Source organism: Natrarchaeobius versutus, from assembly GCF_041205745.1.
In the GTDB taxonomy this organism is placed as follows: Archaea; Halobacteriota; Halobacteria; order Halobacteriales; family Natrialbaceae; genus Natrarchaeobius; species Natrarchaeobius versutus.
In genome coordinates this window covers 1-16,792 of sequence record NZ_JBGFCC010000015.1, presented here as the reverse complement: position 1 = coordinate 16,792, position 16,792 = coordinate 1, and the positions used below count along the sequence as shown (strand labels likewise).

Sequence of the window (16,792 nt, the reverse complement as noted above, 5' to 3'; positions counted from 1 at the left end):
AACCAATGAAACGATCACGACGCGACATACTGAGTGACGCATCGAAGGCACCGATCCTGCTCGGCTGGCTCGCCGCAAGCTCGGTGGCAACCGCACAGGAGTATCCCGACTGGGATCCCGACGAGGTGTACGACTCGGGCGACCGGGTCGTCCACGACGGCTCCGTCTGGGAGGCCAACTGGTGGACCCAGGGCGACGAGCCCGGAACCAGCGAGTGGGGTCCCTGGGAGGAGATCGAAGAAGACGACGATCCGGACCCCGAGCCACCGACGCTGGAAGCGAACGTCGACTCGAGTGCAACCCGCGTCGAAGTTGGTGAGGAAGTCGAATTAGACGGCTCGGGCTCCGACGGCGAGATCGAGTCCTACGAATGGGAACTCGGCGACGGCACCGAAGCGAGCGGCGAAGTTGTCACCCACAGTTACGAGGATACCGGCGAGTACACGGTCGAGTTGACCGTCACCGACGCCGACGGCGAAACCGACACGGCGTCGGTGGTTCTGGAAGTCCTCGACGAGATCGAGGGACCGGGCGACGACTTCAAAGTCGTCGGCTACTACCCCGGCTGGAAGGCCAACGAGGAGCAAGACTACTACCCGAGTGACATTCCCTTCGAGAAGGTAACCGACGTCCTGTACGCGTTCATCGCCCTCGACGAGCAGGGGAACGTCTTCCCACCCGAAGACGACGAGACGGAGTTCGACATCGACCGCCAGAGCCACGAGGAAAACCTAGAGGAGTTCGCCCAACTGGCCGACGACGTCGACTGTCGGTTCCACCTCTCGGTCGGCGGCTGGACGCTATCGGAGAACTTCCACATCATCGCTTCCGACCCGGATCTGCGCGAGACGTTCGCGGAGAACTGCGTCGAGTTGATGCGCGAATACAACTTCGACGGCGTCGACATCGACTGGGAACACCCCGGACCCGAGCAAGGAGAGTGTCAGTGTGGTAACGACGACGATTACGAGACCCACGTCCTCTTGCTCGAGGAACTCCGCGAGGCGCTCGACGACGCGGCCGCCGAGGACGGTCAGTACTACTACCTGTCGGTGGCAAACGGCGGCTCCGACTGGAACGCCGGCGGGATTCGCCACGATCAGGTCGGCGAGGTCTGTGACTCGGTGTACGTCATGGCCTACGACTTCACCGGCGAGTGGATGGACACGATCGGGCTGAACGCGCCGCTTTACGGTCCCGATACGCATCCGACGGACGACCGCGACGTTTACCCGGACGGCGAACAGTACTGGGTCGAGTACGCCGTCGACGAGCTGTGGGCCGGCGATCACGGCGACGACGGCTACTGGCCCGGACAGTGGGAGTATCCGGCGGCCGACCCGGCGGAGTACGACGAACTCGTCCTCGGGATGCCGTTTTACGGTCGCGGCTTCGCCGTCGGCGAGTGGCAGAGCCCACCCCAACTCGGCGGGAACTACAGCGGCCTGCCGGAAGGGACCTGGCACGACCTCCTCGAGGACGGAGAGGACGCGACAGGCGCGTTCGATTTCGGCGACATCGAGGAGAATCTGCGCGACGACGACGCCTGGGAGGTCGACCGCCACGAGATGGGCGAGGTACCTTACCTCGTCAACGAGGACGAAGGGATCTTCATCAGCTACGACGACGAGGCCGCAATCGAGGCGAAAGTCGAGTTCGCCAAAGAGCGTGGCATGCAGGGCGTGATGTTCTGGGAGCTCGCCCAGGACTGGAACGAGACGCTGTTGGATACGATCCTCCAGAACGTCTGAGACGGACTGCTGTAACGGTCTACCGGAGAATCGCAGTTGGATCGAGGGTTCTCCGGTAATGATTGACAGCAGACCGTCCGAGACTACCGGCAAAGCGTCCCGATCACTGCGCTCGCCGTTCGTAACACTCGCCGTTCATAATTATTTTATAATATGGTGTATAAAATATAGTTGTGCTCGGGCGGGAGTTCCAATCGGTCTCCCGTCGGGTTCCGTCCGAACCCGGCTTCCGTTCAAGCCGACGGTACCAAATCCTCGGCCGCGATTCGGGTAAAACGGCACCGTCAGTCAAGCGGTGTCGTATTCGAGCACGCGATCGACATACCGGAGGAGAACACCACCGAAAGCGAGACACGACAACCATGAAACGAACACGACGAACGGTACTGCAGGATGCATCGAAGCTGTCCGTCTGCCTGGCTGGCCTCGGCGTCGCCGGGATCGTTACTGCACAGGAGTACCCCGACTGGGATCCCGACGACGTGTACGACTCGGGCGATCGGGTCGTTTACGACGGCTCCGTCTGGGAAGCCAACTGGTGGACCCAGGGCGACGAACCAGGCGACAGCGACTGGGGACCCTGGGAGGAGGTCGAAGAGACCGAGCCCGATCCGGAGCCACCCGACGGACCGACCGCGGCCTTCGACGTCAGCAACGTCAGTCCGGCCCCCGGCGACGACGTCGAGTTCGACGCCTCGGTCTCCGAAGGAAGGATCGACGCCTACGAGTGGGATCTCGGCGATGGCACCGAAGCCTCCGGCGAGGTCGTTGTCCACTCCTACACGGACGAAGGAGAGTACGAAGTCGAACTCATCGTCAGCGACGCCGACGGCGAGACCGACATCGATTCGATGGCCGTTACCGTCCTCGAGGAGGACGAGTCCGATGGCGACGTCACCGCCGACACGACTCTCGAGGAGTTCTACCCGGAGTACGACCGGGTCTTCTTCCCGAGAGAGTCAGAAGGCGGCGTTCCTGGGTTGCTCGAGAACGAACTGCACCCGGATGCCACCGAGTTCGGCGCCGACGTCGACGAGATCGAGAACAACGCCGGTGACGGCTCGATGAAACTCGGCGCGCTCGGTGATCGGGGACTCGAATTGGTCCAGCGGTTCGACGACGATGGGGTGTCCCGAGAGAACACCGCACGAATCATGGCGTGGCTGGCTGGACTGGCCGAGGAAACAGAAGAGATCCCGTTCAACGACGGGAGCGGACGGGACGGTGGCCTCACAGCCCAGTCGGGTCCGGTCTCGGCGACGAACGATCCGTCGGTGTTCGTCCAGGGCGAGTGGGCGAGAGGCGAGGAGTTCGATCTCGTCCACGACCAGGGCCACGAGCGCTCGGACTGGAGCGACAGCGTCAGCGACGGCCAGCACACCAACACCGACAATCCGATCGTCGACGCCACCGTCGACAAGATCCACCCGCTCACGGGCGAGTTCCTCGGTGACGGCTTCACCGCGAACGCACCGCTTTCGGCGACCGCGGAGCTCCACGGCGAGGGATGGCAGTTCGACACGTCGCTGATCTTCGAAAACACCACGGACGTGCCGCTGTTGCTCTGTGGGACGATCATCTGGTGGGTCGGCCCGTCGAAAGGCGCGACCGGACTGGATCAGTTCTCCTACGACAACGCCCAGCGCAAGAACTACTCCGTGGGCCATCCACAACGCGACGTTATCGAGGTCGCACTGCCGGACGACGACAAACCGGGTGTCTTCGAGGGAACTGACGCCCCGCTGTCGGCCTACGGCATCCGGCTGGCGATGCACAACAACCCGTACCTCTACCGGACGCTCTATCCCAACCAGCAGTTCTCGTGTACCTACGGGAACGTCACGGGTCCCAGCCAGTACGACTGGCCGTACGACCACCTGCTCGAGGTGATGCTCGATACCTGTCACGTCGAGTTCCGCGAGGAGATGTCCGACATCGAGTCGAACGTGGAGCTGGTCGAAACGCTCGATATGAAAAACCGCTTCGGAAACTAGCATTCCACGGGCGAACGCGTGCTATCGGAGAGGCGCTCGAGAGTTGCTTTCGTCGGCAGAGAACGGCGGTAATGGGTGCCGGACCCACAGACTATGACCACTGAACCCGGCCGATGGTCCGACGACGGCAGTAGTCGAGGTATCTTCGATCAGTGTACCGGCATCCCTATCATTTTAATTATTTGACTATTTCAGGAAATATTATAACTCTTCGAATGTTACTGGTTATCACTCCCAGGGACAGCCAACCGACGGAACTCCGAGTGCGATTTGCCCGGGGGAGTTACGCCAATCGCGGAGTTCGTCGATTCGAAACACGAAAACCATGAAACGAACACGACGAGACGTACTACGTGACGCATCGACACTCTCAGTACTTCTGGCTGGCGTCGGCATCGCCACTGCTGGAAGCGCCACGGCACAGGAGTACCCGGCGTGGGACGCCGATACCGTATACACCGACGGCGATCGGGTGGTCCACGAGGGCTCCGTCTGGGAGACCCAGTGGTGGACCCAGGGCGACGAACCCGGAACCAACGAGTGGGGCCCTTGGGAGCAACTCGAGGTGTACGACCCCGGACCGAGCGCGGAGATCGACGTCGACCCCGCGTCTCCGGATCCGGGCCAGGAAGTGACGTTCGACGCCTCGAGTTCGGAGGGCGACCTCGAGAGCGTCGAGTGGGCGTTCGGCGACGGGACGACCGCGAGCGGGACCGTCGTCGAACACACCTACGACGTCGACGGAGAGTACGACGTCTCGCTCACCGTCACGGACGTCGACGGGGAAGAAGACGACGCGGAGCGAACCGTCTACGTCGGCGACATCGAACCGCCGGCGCCCGAGGGAATCTATTCGCCGTATCAGGGAACCTGGTACGACATCGTCGAACACGCCCTGGAACGCGACACCGACCGCGTCATCATGTCGTTCATCGGCGACGCCACCCGTGACGACGAGATATCCCCCGGCTGGCTGGCGAACTGTAACGACGGATCGTGCGAACAGGAGCCACTCGACACCTACGCCGACGAGATCCAGACGCTACAGGACGAGGGCATCGAGGTCGGCCTCTCTATCGGCGGCTGGGACAGCCCCGTCATCGCTCGAGACGCCGACGATCCCGAGGAGCTCAAAGACGCCTATGCGGACCTCCTCGATCAGTTCGACGCGACGCACATCGACATCGACGACGAAAACGCGGACGACGCCGGGCGTCGCGACGACCTCCACGAGATTCGCAACGAGGCGCTGGCGATGTTGAAAGACGAACGCCCGGAGGTTACCGTCGGCTTTACCGTGGCGGCAACCCCCGACGGAATCGTCGATTCCGGTCACTCTCCCGGAAAGGTCTTCATCGCGGACGCCGTCGAAAAGGGCCTCGAACTCGACTACGTCCAGCCGATGACGATGCACTTCGACGGCACACCCGAGAACTTCGAGACGATCACCTCCTCGCTCGAGGGAACCGTCGACTTCCTGAGCGAGGTCTACCCCGACAGATCCGAAGACGAGCTGTGGGGGATGGTCGGCGTGACGCCGTACCTGGGCGAGATCGACACCGACGTCGCGAGCGACCTCGTCGATTACGCCGCCGAGAAGGGGATGTACAGTATCGCCCCGTGGGTACTCGGTGAGGACGACGGTGGAGAGTTCTCGGAGATCTTCTACGAGTTCGAGGCGAGCGAGAGTCAGTGAACGCCGGGGCGCTCTCTCTCGCTTCGAACCGGTCGACGGCCGCGCGGTCGCCCCAACCTCGAATTATCCCAGCGATAATCTGTCTGGTCGGCGCCGGGCGGGCAGAGACATCTCCGACCGAGACGCCCCCGAGAAATCTGGAAGCATCGAAGTCGTCCCTGCTGACAGCCGGGCAGCTACCGGAGGCTGGGCAACACGCGGCCTCGTGGTGTCCGATCCCCAGCCAGCACTGCCGCCAGCGCTTCGAAATTCGGGAGCGTCGGATCGTACGTCGTCAGGAACGTCTCGACGAAGGGCAACGCGTGGTAGTCGTACGGATCGCGGACTGCCACGACGACCGGCTCGAGGCCGGCGTCGACGAGCGACTCGACGGCGGCCGCCTGCTCCGGATCGCGAGCGGCGCCCGCGGTACAACACAACACGCGCTCGTGAACGATCGACGAGGGGTCCAGCGACGAGGCGTCGGTAAACTGGGTCAGCTCCGTCGCGTACCCCTGCGTTTCGAGGGCCTCGAACAGCGCGTCGGTGTACGGTCGGTTGTCTTCGGCCGGCGATCCGACAGAAGACGACGCGGCGACGACCGACAGCGGTTCGTCGGTCGCCAACGGAAGAAGACCCGCGTCGTCGGTAACCAGCGTGACCGCGTCGGTGGCAATCTCGCGGATCGCGTCACGATTCGCGCTCGTATCCGGCTCGAGCGCGTCTGAATCGGTCGGCTCGTCGACCTCGAGGGAGCTGAGCGTCCGAGAGCGTTTGAGTGACAGAATTCGCTCGACGGCGTCGTCGATCCGCGAATCGGGAAGATCGCCGTCTTCGGCGGCCTCGACGACGGCGTCGATCGCCGCCCGTTGTGTTTCCGGCGTGTGGGAGACGAGGACGGCGTCGGCGCCGGCACGTACCGCTTCGACGGCACCTCCTGGGGTGCCGACCGAGTCGCTGATCGCGTTCATCTCCATGCAGTCGGTGACGATCAGCCCCTCGAACCCGAGTTGGTCGCGGAGACAGCCCGTCAGCACGTCTCGAGAGATCGTGGCGGGCGTCGTGTCGGAGCCCGTAAGCGCCGGGAACGCGACGTGAGCGGTCATGATCGCGTCGATTCCGGCGTCGATCGCCCGCTCGAACGGCGTCAGTTCGACCCGACGGACTCGCTCCTCGTCGGCGTCGACGACCGGCATATCGGCGTGAGAGTCGGTCGTCGTGTCGCCGTGTCCCGGGAAGTGCTTCCCGCAGGCGAGGACCCCGACGGATTGAAGCGCGTCGACGTACCGGGCACCGAACTCGCCGACGCGTTCGGCCTCCTCCCCGTACGAGCGGACGCCGACGACGGGATTGTCGGGATTGTTGTTGACGTCGAGCACCGGCGCGAGGTTCCAATTGATACCGACGCTTCGGAGCTGTCGTGCCGTGACGCCCCCCACGGTCGCCGCCGCGTTCGGATCGTCGGTGGCACCGATCGCCATCTGTCCGGGGACCGGCGTATGAAAGGGGAGTCGCCTGACCGTGCCGCCTTCCTGGTCGACCGAAACGAAAAGCGGGAGTCCGGAACCGCTGTCGGCGGCCATCCGCTGGATCGACTGCGAAAGCGTCCGCGTCTGTTCCGGCGACGCGATGTTCCGCGAAAAGTAAATTACGCCGCCGACGTGGTACTCCCGGATCAGTTCCTCGACGGCCGCCGTCGGCTCGGTCCCGTCGAATCCGACGTGAAAGAGCTGACCGACCTTTTCCTCGAGTGACAGTGATTCGACCGATGGTGTCGCACTCATCGTGCGTATCCTCACGTCTGCAGGAGTATCACTTTATGCGTTCACTCGAATCACACATCCAGCGTGAGAAACGGCGACCGAACTGTCTCCCACCGTCACGACGGCCCATCCGTCAGTGCTTCGCCCGAAACGATACGCAATACTATCTGCAACGTGAATCACGAACGCAATATGACGGAGATACTCCTTGCCGGCGAATCGTGGCAGACCCTCTCGTTCGAAATCAAAGGCCAAGACGTCCTCACCGATAGCACGTACGAGGAGATGGCAGACCACCTCGTCGCGGCGCTCGAGGTCGCAGGCGGATCGGTAACGTACATGCCGTGTCACGCGGCAACCCGAACGTTTCCCCGGACGCGAGACGAACTCGAGGGGTACGACCTCGTTCTATTGAGTGACATTGGTGCGGATACGTTGCAACTCACGCCGGCGGTACGCCAGGGCAGGACCGACGTCGACCGGTGTGAACTCCTCGCGTCCTACGTCGAAGCGGGCGGCGCGCTCGGAATGATCGGCGGATACATGAGCTTCGCTGGCGCCAACGGGCAGGCACGGTACGACCGAACCGCACTCGCCGACGTCCTCCCGGTGTCGATCGGACCCGGCGACGATCGGATCGAGGTACCCGCAGGCGTTCGACCCACGAACCAGGGCGTCCCAGGCCCGGACGCAGATCTCCCGGACGAATGGCCACCGGTACTCGGCTACAACCGCGTCGTCGCCGACGACGACGCCGACGTCTGGGCGACTGTCGACGGCGATCCCCTCCTCGTGGCCGGAACGTACGGCGCCGGTCGGACGGTCGCGTTCACCACCGACTGCGCACCCCACTGGGCACCGCCGGAATTCCTCGAGTGGGAGGGACTCCCCACACTCTGGGCGGCGATCCTCGACTACGCCACGAGTGCCTAACGCATCGGGTGAGTGGTCGGGACACGCCGGTGACGACATCCGCCGCCACGACCCGATCGTCAGGAATCACGCCCCCGGCCTCGAGGCCCAGGAGGCGACGGCGACGACGAACCAGGCGGCGTGTGGGAGCCACTGTTCCGCCCAGCGCCACCGGTGGGCGTGGTCGTCGCCGATGCCCTCGGGGAGGAAGGCGATCTCCGTTTCGTCGGTCACGCCGGCGGTGATCCCGTTACAGACGCCGCCGGGAACGTTGCGGAACTGCTCGTGATAATGAGGAGGGTTCCGCCCGGTCCCCTCGACCATCGACACGTCGAATGGATTCAGCCCGAGGATCCAGTCCAGTTGTGCCCGTGTGAACCTTCGGAGTCGATCGTTCGTGTCCGTTGTCGACTCGAGTGAGCCGAGCGAGCCACCGGATTCGACGAACTCCGCACGTTCGAGAACGGAAAGCGATCGGACGGCGGCCGCCGCGAGCGAGGCGAGGCGGGCGTTCTCGCCTTGCCACCAGTAGCCCGTCTCGTTCTCGTGTGGGAAGAAAAACGCCGATCGTGGTTCGGATTCGTCGACGGCCTTCACGTACGCCCGAGCGTAGCCAAACGGGTTGGTCACCGCATCCGTGATCTCGAGTTCGAACGCCCAGTAGGCCGCCAGCGCGTCCGCAATCTCGTTCCGGAGAGATGACGAGGCCGTTGTGTCGACGACTTCGAGAAACCGACAGAGCGCGAGCGCAGGGAGTCCCTCCTCGGCGGCGTGGAAGAACGGCCGGTCGCCGTCGTCGGCCCGCCACCAGCCCGAGTGTCGCTCGTCGGCGGTCTGTCGCTCGAGTAGCGACCGGACGCGGTCGATCGCGGCGTCGGAAAACCGTTTCTCGTTCGTCACACCGTACAGTTCCGTCGCCGCGAGCAACGCACAGTAGTCGTCGATGACGTTCTCGGCCCCGTCGTCGAGGTACGCCTCGTTGTGTTCCTCGAGGTGGTCGAACGCGCGGACCGCAGTCGAGCGGTACGTATCGGGATCGAACGCCGACGCCTCGGCGATCTCCGACGACGAATCGATGCCGCTCGCACGAGCGAGCGCCGCGATCGAGACGCCGCCGCCCTGCCGGTAACCGGCCTCGTAGTCCGTCGTTTTCGTCCCGTCTTGGCCCTCGTAGGCGCAGATTTCCCGCCGATCGGTCGCTTTCGACCACTGGTCGAAGACGGTGTGATAGAAGTACCCCTCGTCGTCGCACATTCGAACGAGGAAGTCACCACCGTGGATGCTCTCCTCGAGCAGGCGCTCCTCGAAACGCCAACCGAGCGATTCCTCGCTTTCGGACAGCTGATCGACCGCGTCGAGCAGGCCCCAGACGACGATCGGAGTCTGTTGGGGATTGACGTAGTTGGCGTAGCTGAGATGGCTCAGATACTTGCTCGTATCGCCCGACGCGTCGTACCAACCGCCGCTGACGTCGACGGTGTCAGCCCGATCGCCGACGAACGGAACGCTTCGATCGGCCCGGTCGAACCGACCGGACGCGCGCTGGGTCTTGAAGTAGTAGAGAACGTCCGAGAACACCTCTTCGAGGACGACGTCGTCACCGATGCGAAAGACCTGCGATCGCGCGTACCGGTTCGGATCCTCGGCTGGAGCGGTTCCGACGTCGCTGGCGTTCGTGGCTTCACTGCCATCGTTCGCGTCCGTTCTAGTCGCGTCGGCGCTCACGCCGACGGTCACGTAGTACTCCCCCGCTCGCTCGAGTGACGTGAACTCGGCCGACCAGAACACCCAGTCGCCCCAGTTGGCGACGGGGCCCTCGCGACTCGGTTCGGTCTCGAATGTGACCTCGTCCGTGTCGGCGTCGATCACCCTGACTCGACCGGGCGTTTCGCCGGACGTTCCCCGAAGTATCGCCCGTTTCCGGTCGTCGCGGCCGTAACCGGCGTGGTTGACGAGCACGTTCATCGCGGATCGCTACTCCGCGGGTAGTTCGTCGAGGTAGGCGTCCCACACCGCGTCGGGGTCCGCACAGGCGATGTCGGAGAGCGATCGACACGCGTCGTATCCCCACATGAAGACGCTGTCGACGCCGCCGTCGATTGCCGCCCGCGTCGCCTGTCGAACCTCCGCTACCGTCTCGGGGTCGTCGTCGAGACGGAACCCTTGAATCCAGATCTGACTCTCGAGGTCGTATTGCTCGGCCAGCGAGACGACGGTATCGGTGAAGTACGCGATGAACTCCGGGCTCTCCTCGTCGAAGACGTCCCAGTAGGGGTCGGTGACGAGAACGTCGAGGTGTTCGTTGGCCGCGAGTTGCTCCCAGTCACAAAGGCCGTGGTCGGCGTCCTCGCTCGGAAGCAGGCAAACGGCGTTTTCGAGGCCGTTCTCGGCGGTGCGTTCCATCATGGCATCGAGAAACGAGAGCAACGAGTCCTCCCGGAACTCGTCGATCTCCTCGGTTCGAGTCGCCGGCATCTGTTCACCGTACTCCGCCTCGTACCGGCGCTTGCAACTCTCACACCGGCAGGTCCAGGAACCGTCGGGTACCTCGTGGTCGAACCACTCAGGGATGTACCAGTGGGGTTCGTCCCAGAACAGGACGTCGGGACCGACCGCCGTTGCGTCGTCGATCCACTCGAACATGTACTCCCTGAAAACCGGGTCGTTAAAACACGCCGCGGGGACCCTGTCGCCGGTTGAAAGCACCTGACAGCTCTCGGGGTTGTGGCCGATAAACTCCGAGAGCGCCTCGCCGCCGAAAACCTGTCCGACCGACCACGGGTTCATGTAGACGGTGAAATCCCGGTCGTGGCTCGCATCGACGATCTCCGACATCGTGTCGGTGTAGTACTGGCGGTCTCGCTCGCTGAAGGTATGCAAGACGGCGTTCAACCCGCTCTCACGAAACCGGTCCAGATCCGATTCGGCGTGTTTTACATCTCTGACACTAAAGTAACTCGTTCCTTTCTCGAGCATTACCGTCTACACGGTATTCCATCTATTATATTCTTTGGGCCAGCGAACTATCGTCGCCGGAACTGAAGAATACGTACTGGCTTTGCTGGTCCGTCTATTCGTGTCCGGGAACGGGGAAGGCGTGTGCCATCCACAACGTCGGTCTCACCGATCCACAATCCGAGCCAAGTCACCGGGGTGAAACTGAGCGACCACGACGACCGTTTTGCGAGCGACGTTACAGGGTGTCGAACTCGATCACGGTTTTAATACGGTCGTCACCGCGTTCGAACGCGTCGTCGACTTCCTCGGGGGTGAAAACGTCGGTGATGACGTCCTCGAGGAACCACTCGGGTAGTTTCGCCAGCGATTCTTTCGCCATTTCGAAGTGTGTCACGTGCGAGTTGACGCTGCCGAGAAGTGCCTTGTTCGAGAGGACGATCTCGCGGTGGAGTCGGCCGCCATCGATTTCGAACGACCAGTCGCCGGGAATCCCCAGCAAGACGCCGACGCCGTTGGGTGCCAGTACGTCGACCGTCTCGTAGGCGTGTTTCGCGTACCCCGTCGCCTCGTAGGCGAGATCGACCGGTTCGTACTGCTCCTGAATCTCCGCCACGGGCGTCGTTCTCGAATCGACGTACGTCGCGTCGAGTTTTTCGATAATATCGATCGTCGGATCGGGACGGTCCCGTCGTCCGAGACAGTAGGTTCGATCGACGGTCGAATCGAGCATCGCGAGCGTCAACAGTCCGAGCGGGCCGTTGCCGAGGACGAGCGCCGTCTCGGGCTCCCACTCGAACGCTGATCGGGACGCGAACGCGTGATCGAGCGCCTTCGCGGTATTGCTCATCGGTTCGACGAGCACGCCGACGTCGGCGAACTCCGCCTGGATCGGGACCAGATACCGTGGCGGACTGGTGAAGTACTCCGCCATGAATCCGTGTGCACCGTCGATTCCGCGTTCGACGTACGTTCCCGACGGCGCCATATCGGGCTCGTCGCGGTCGAAAAACGCGTTCGATTCCCCGACCGGCCGCCTGATCGTCGGTACGACGAGCTGTCCGTCCTCGAGTTCGGTCCCGTTGGCGTCCTCTACGACACCGACCGTCTCGTGGCCGAGTACCTGGTGATCGTCGCCGTCGGGGAATCCGCCGTGGTTCCCCTCGATCACTTCGAAGTCGGTTCCGTCGATACCGACCCGAAGCGTTCGGACGAGTGCTTCTCCCTCGTCCGGCTCGGGCGCAGGTTTTTCGATGATTTGAGGCCGAGTGTCTCCGTCTGTGACGGCTATTGCCTTCATTGGGTACTCCGTGCGATAACCTCGATCTCGACGCCGATGTCGACCGGAAGATCCTCGACCTGAACGGCGCTCCGTGCTGGATACGGCTCACTCAGAAACTCCTGATACTCGTCGTTTATCGCGTCGTAATTCGACATATTCTGAATATATACGGTAGTCTTGACGATATCGTCGTAGGAACTTCCAGCCGCCTCAAGAACGGCCCCGACGTTTTCCATCGTATAGCGGGTTTCCTCGCGAATATCGTCCCCGACGAGATCGCCCGTATCGGGGTCGACAGGCCCCTGTCCCGAGACGTAGACGGTCTCTCCATCGATGATTCCCTGCGAGAACGGGCCGATGCTCGGCGGCGCATCATCCGTAGATATCTCCTTCATAATCAGTTATTTCATCTCACGCACCCGCCAAGTACGTTTCGATTCACCGTAAAACCGCTCTCGAGAGACTGTAAGTGGGGATTCGCCGCTCTTAGCTCGTCGCGTGGGCCCGGATTCGATCGAGGAAGTACTCGACCTCGTCGCCCTCGAGACACATCGGGTTGATCGTGATAGTGTCTTCGTCGAGCCTGTCCGCTCCGACGAAAACGCGTGGAGTTTCCGACCGGAGCGCGCCCGTGAGTTCGGTCGCCGATAACGCCGCGGCGGCCGGATCGATCCGAACGGTAACCTCCGGTGAGACCGAGACGTCGTTTCCGGGTGTGATCTCGGACACGAAACCGTCCAGGTTCTCGAGCGTGTCGGCGATGTACTCGGCCGTTTGACGCCATTCCCGGCGCTTTTCCGTATAATCCTCCGCGATGAACTCATCCAGCGCAACGAGGAGCCCGACGAGTTCCTCCTTTCCGACTTTCATCGATCGTCCGATCCCCTGTCGCGGAACGCGATTGACACGGTTGGGATCGATGAGATTCGATGGCGGATCCCAGACCTCGCTGGCGGCGTGCATATCCAGATGTTGGAGGGCAACGGACTCGATCAGATCCTGGCGCCCCGCCAAAATTCCCGTCGTCTGGGGACCACGAATCGCCTTACCACCGCTGAACACGACGAGATCAGCCCCTGCATCGACGAACCTCGAGAAATTTTCCTTCGGCGGTAGTTCGGCCGCCGCGTCGACGATGACTGGGACGTCGTGTTCGTGGGCAATCTCGGTGACGACCTCGAGGGGCGGCTCAGTGTAGGACTTTTCGACGTACCCGATCGCGGCCGTCTCCTCGGTGATCGCCGATTCGATTTCCCAGGGCTCGGTGTTCGTCGAACCGGTCCCCAGATGTTTATCGTTGGTCCCGACGTCAACGATGGTCGCCCCGGCCGTTCGAAATGCGTGATCGTATCCGGTGCGGTGGGTCCGAGGCATAATGATTTCGTCCGGGAACCCGTCCGTGTTCGGGAGTGAATTCATTCGAGAGACGTCGTCGCCTGCGAGGGCAGCTGCCGCGCCGAGAACGAGACACGCCGAAGCACCGCTTGCGACGTATCCGGCCTCTGAACCGGTTATTTCTGTAATATGCTCACTTGCTGTGGCCTGGAGATCGGAGATACTAACGAACGAGTCCGCGGCCCGGTTCATCGCTTCGACCGCTTCGGGTCGGATTCGGCTTCCGCCGATTCGGGTCTTGGTCCCTGTCGCGTTGATAACCGTTGGAATGTCTAGCTCGTCATAGATGGAGTCGCTTCCGAGTACCTTTCCCATGGGCCTAGTCAGCAGATAATGAATAAAAAAGTTAGGTTCCAACACGGCCCTCGCCGCTGTTTCTCTGTGAGAAATACCGTCGGTGACGAGAGAGGAATTCTCCCGGACATCCACATCGGCAAACCCACGGTCCGTCCGCGATTGTACCGGAAATCGGAACAGCGGACCAGACAACACGACGTGTGCTCGCCGACTCCGCCGACGCGAGAGGACCGAACTCGATCTCACACCAGAACGTCATCGTACACCCACTCGAGCCGACCGCGGTCGAACCGGCTCGATCCGTCCTCCCATGAAGCTGATTCCGGCGTTTCGACCGGGAACACACGCTCGATCCCCGACGTTCGGTTCTCACGGTTCGCTCAGATATTCCGAGTGTTTCGGAGAGAGAAAATACACGGACCGTAGCCACGATCCCCCACCGTATTCTCCGGCATTTTTCCACAACTAGGCGAGACTCCACAGAGGGACGATAACTGCGCCCCGGTGTTACACCAGTACAGTTGTAAACGGTACGGGAAGCGAGTTCGGGAGCGAGCAAGCATGTGTTTCGGAGAGAGAAATGATGGTGATTTGGTCACACTTCCACGGAGCACAGAGACAGTACACCGATACACATCGAAGGGCGAAAGTGTCCGGTACGTCATATAAAATCGCCAACTCACTGCGAGTTTTTACCACGACACGCGGTAAGAGCGGAGTCGCCTCCCGTTGGAACGGGACGTGTTTCGCCTACCGAAATCAGAACGGGTCGCTTGTATTTTAGTCGTTGAAATTCGATATGCTTTCCCTCAAAGCGGCCAGCACGATCAGTACCGGCCTCCAGAGTGCGATCGGGTGTGCAAACGGTTCCAGTTGGACGATACGTGGAGAGCGACGTCGAAGAAGCGGTTGTTTGTACACCGTTTCGAGAGCGATTGAGAAACAACACGTGTGGACACGTCGTTTACGATGGGGCTCGCGTGAACCGATCTACTAACGATCACGCGACAGGCCTCCCGCTTTTCCACGATCAAGAACTCGACAGAGCCGAGTGCCGGGTGACTCCGTCGGCAGACGTAGCGCCAACAGCTCATCATCGCTCGATGAAAACCCACAGCTCGTACCGACGCCGCGTCGTGGCCGACAAAAGACACAACAGTTATATGGGTTGAACAGACACTGTTGTGTGTATGTCAAGGTATGACAGCGTCGTATCTCGGCGGAATATGCTCGCCGTCGCAGGGATGGCAGGTGCAACGGCCCTCGCAGGGTGCATCGATGGTGACGCTAGTAACGGTGACGGAAACGGTGGTGACGACGGGTCTGTGCCAGACCCGGACGACGAGGTGGTAGATCACGCCGACACCTACTTTCTGACAGCGAACTCCATAAGCCAGATTTCGGACTTCCAGTACAACCCGAACCAGTGGGCCGGTTACACCCACATTTCGTTCGGACTGTTCGCGGAGTGGGCACAGTACATCTTCGATCAAGACGAGTACCATCCACATGCCGTCGAAGACTGGGAGTTAGAGCCTGGTCAAATGACGCTTCACCTCAGCGACGAGTTCACGTGGGGGAACGGAGACGACATCACTGCCGACGACTTCATAATGCAACTCGAGCTCGGGGACCCGCTCGAGGACAAACTGTACGACTTCGTCGACGAGTTCGAAGCCGTCGACGACCACACGATCGAACTGTACTTCGACGAAGACACCAACCAGGACCTCGTCCGACACGTCGTCTTGGACCGCTCCCTCGACCATCCCCCCGCAGACTGGGGGGAGGTCCACGAAGCGTATCTCGACGGCGAAGACGTTCAAGGAGACATCTTCGGACACGACGTCCAAGAGCCGACGCCGTCCGGGCCGGTCGAACTGACGGAAACGGACGAACAGCGGGCCCGGTTCGATATCCGTGACGACCACCATTTGGCAGATAACTACAACTGGAACGGCTACCAGATGGAGTACCGAACCGGGAACGAAGCCTACCACCAGTCGTTCGCGGCCGGGGAACTCGACGGCGTCCACAGCCTGTTCGCTGGGCCCGGCGCCCTCCAGCAGTTCCCCGACACCCTCGAGCAAATCCAGATCCCCGGCGGCTTCGGGCTCGGAATCGTGTTCAATCACGACGACGACCACTTCGGCGAGCGTTCGGTCCGGCAAGCGTTCTGCTACGCCGTCGATACCGAATCCGCAATCGCCGCGGCCGGGGCGGACACGAAAATGGAGTTCCCCGTACAAGCCGGGCTGACGGTGCCGTCGACCAGCGACTGGGTCAATCCTGGGGAGTACAAGAGCTACGATCAGGATCACCAACGGGTCGAAGCGCTCCTTCAGGACGCCGGCTACGAACGAAACGACGACGACCTCTGGGAACGTGATGGCTCCACTATCGACACGTCGATCGTCGTTCCCGCGGGCTGGAGCGACTGGGTCACCCCTGTCAGCACGATGGTCGACCAGCTTTCGCAAGCCGGCTTCGACGCCGAGTTGGCGTCCGAAGACCAGGGTGTCTGGGAACAGGCCCTCTCGAGTGGCGACTTCAGCGTCGCGGCATACAACCACATCGGCGGTGGCGACGCCGCGGTGAATCACCCGTACTACTCGTTCAGTTGGAAGTTCGAGAACGACGAACACGGTCGACCGAACTTCTTCAATTACCCCGAAGACGAGGTGATCACGATTCCGGACGGCAACGGCGGCGAGATCAGCGTCAACCCGCGCGAGGAACTGTCGACGATCGCAAACACCAACGACGAT

The 16,792-nt window shown here is 62.0% G+C and carries 11 protein-coding genes; 5 read left to right on the top strand and 6 right to left on the bottom strand.

Features of this window, described 5'->3' with window-relative positions:
- Positions 1–5: 5 nt before the first annotated feature.
- The 3 genes from AB7C87_RS23660 to AB7C87_RS23650 all read left to right on the top strand — a co-directional run bounded on the left by AB7C87_RS23660 (position 6) and on the right by AB7C87_RS23650 (position 5,441).
- Positions 6–1,751 carry a glycosyl hydrolase family 18 protein gene (locus AB7C87_RS23660; RefSeq protein WP_369732000.1) on the top strand — a complete coding sequence of 582 codons (1,746 nt, stop codon included), beginning with the start codon at positions 6–8 and terminating at the stop codon, positions 1,749–1,751.
- Between the two features lie 362 nt (positions 1,752–2,113).
- Positions 2,114–3,745 carry a PKD domain-containing protein gene (locus AB7C87_RS23655; protein WP_369731999.1) on the top strand — a complete coding sequence of 544 codons (1,632 nt, stop codon included), beginning with the start codon at positions 2,114–2,116 and terminating at the stop codon, positions 3,743–3,745.
- A 325-nt stretch (positions 3,746–4,070) separates the two neighbouring features.
- Positions 4,071–5,441, top strand: coding sequence for a PKD domain-containing protein (locus tag AB7C87_RS23650; RefSeq protein WP_369731998.1), 1,371 nt, complete (start codon positions 4,071–4,073; stop codon positions 5,439–5,441).
- 176 nt (positions 5,442–5,617) lie between these two features.
- Here AB7C87_RS23650 and nagZ read toward each other — a convergent pair whose 3' ends face one another.
- Complete coding sequence (nagZ, locus tag AB7C87_RS23645) at positions 5,618–7,204, bottom strand: beta-N-acetylhexosaminidase (protein WP_369731997.1); 1,587 nt, start codon at positions 7,202–7,204, stop codon at positions 5,618–5,620.
- Positions 7,205–7,375: 171 nt separating this feature from the next.
- Here nagZ and AB7C87_RS23640 point away from each other — a divergent pair, with 171 nt between their 5' ends.
- Entirely contained in the window at positions 7,376–8,116 is a 741-nt protein-coding gene (locus AB7C87_RS23640; RefSeq protein ID WP_369731996.1) for a glutamine amidotransferase, read from the top strand.
- 66 nt (positions 8,117–8,182) lie between these two features.
- Here the strand turns inward: AB7C87_RS23640 and AB7C87_RS23635 are convergent, their stop codons facing one another.
- From AB7C87_RS23635 to AB7C87_RS23615, 5 genes are all read right to left on the bottom strand, one after another.
- On the bottom strand, positions 8,183–10,060 hold the full coding sequence (locus AB7C87_RS23635; protein ID WP_369731995.1) for a glycoside hydrolase family 9 protein: 1,878 nt from the start codon (positions 10,058–10,060) through the stop codon (positions 8,183–8,185).
- 9 nt (positions 10,061–10,069) lie between these two features.
- Positions 10,070–11,071 carry a hypothetical protein gene (locus AB7C87_RS23630; protein WP_369731994.1) on the bottom strand — a complete coding sequence of 334 codons (1,002 nt, stop codon included), beginning with the start codon at positions 11,069–11,071 and terminating at the stop codon, positions 10,070–10,072.
- A 217-nt stretch (positions 11,072–11,288) separates the two neighbouring features.
- Positions 11,289–12,350 (bottom strand): glucose 1-dehydrogenase, encoded by a 1,062-nt coding sequence (locus AB7C87_RS23625; protein WP_369731993.1) that lies wholly within the window; start codon positions 12,348–12,350, stop codon positions 11,289–11,291.
- The gene (locus AB7C87_RS23620) at positions 12,347–12,727 is read right to left on the bottom strand and encodes a Rid family detoxifying hydrolase (protein ID WP_369731992.1); all 381 of its coding nucleotides are present in this window, start codon (positions 12,725–12,727) and stop codon (positions 12,347–12,349) included. Before AB7C87_RS23620 ends, AB7C87_RS23625 begins: the two co-directional genes overlap by 4 nt.
- Before the next feature lie 91 nt (positions 12,728–12,818).
- Positions 12,819–14,042, bottom strand: a complete 1,224-nt coding sequence (locus AB7C87_RS23615; RefSeq protein ID WP_369731991.1) for an aminotransferase class V-fold PLP-dependent enzyme — start codon at positions 14,040–14,042, stop codon at positions 12,819–12,821.
- A gap of 1,172 nt (positions 14,043–15,214) precedes the next feature.
- Between AB7C87_RS23615 and AB7C87_RS23610 the strand changes: the two genes are divergently transcribed.
- A partial coding sequence (locus AB7C87_RS23610) for an ABC transporter substrate-binding protein (protein ID WP_369731990.1) occupies positions 15,215–16,792 on the top strand: 1,578 nt, incomplete at its 3' end.

Coding starts and splice junctions, on each gene's coding strand:
- AB7C87_RS23660 (WP_369732000.1), top strand. CDS start 6: ATGAAACGATCACGACGCGACATACTGAGTGACGCATCGAAGGCACCG.
- AB7C87_RS23655 (WP_369731999.1), top strand. CDS start 2,114: ATGAAACGAACACGACGAACGGTACTGCAGGATGCATCGAAGCTGTCC.
- AB7C87_RS23650 (WP_369731998.1), top strand. CDS start 4,071: ATGAAACGAACACGACGAGACGTACTACGTGACGCATCGACACTCTCA.
- nagZ (WP_369731997.1), bottom strand. CDS start 7,204: ATGAGTGCGACACCATCGGTCGAATCACTGTCACTCGAGGAAAAGGTC.
- AB7C87_RS23640 (WP_369731996.1), top strand. CDS start 7,376: ATGACGGAGATACTCCTTGCCGGCGAATCGTGGCAGACCCTCTCGTTC.
- AB7C87_RS23635 (WP_369731995.1), bottom strand. CDS start 10,060: ATGAACGTGCTCGTCAACCACGCCGGTTACGGCCGCGACGACCGGAAA.
- AB7C87_RS23630 (WP_369731994.1), bottom strand. CDS start 11,071: ATGCTCGAGAAAGGAACGAGTTACTTTAGTGTCAGAGATGTAAAACAC.
- AB7C87_RS23625 (WP_369731993.1), bottom strand. CDS start 12,350: ATGAAGGCAATAGCCGTCACAGACGGAGACACTCGGCCTCAAATCATC.
- AB7C87_RS23620 (WP_369731992.1), bottom strand. CDS start 12,727: ATGAAGGAGATATCTACGGATGATGCGCCGCCGAGCATCGGCCCGTTC.
- AB7C87_RS23615 (WP_369731991.1), bottom strand. CDS start 14,042: ATGGGAAAGGTACTCGGAAGCGACTCCATCTATGACGAGCTAGACATT.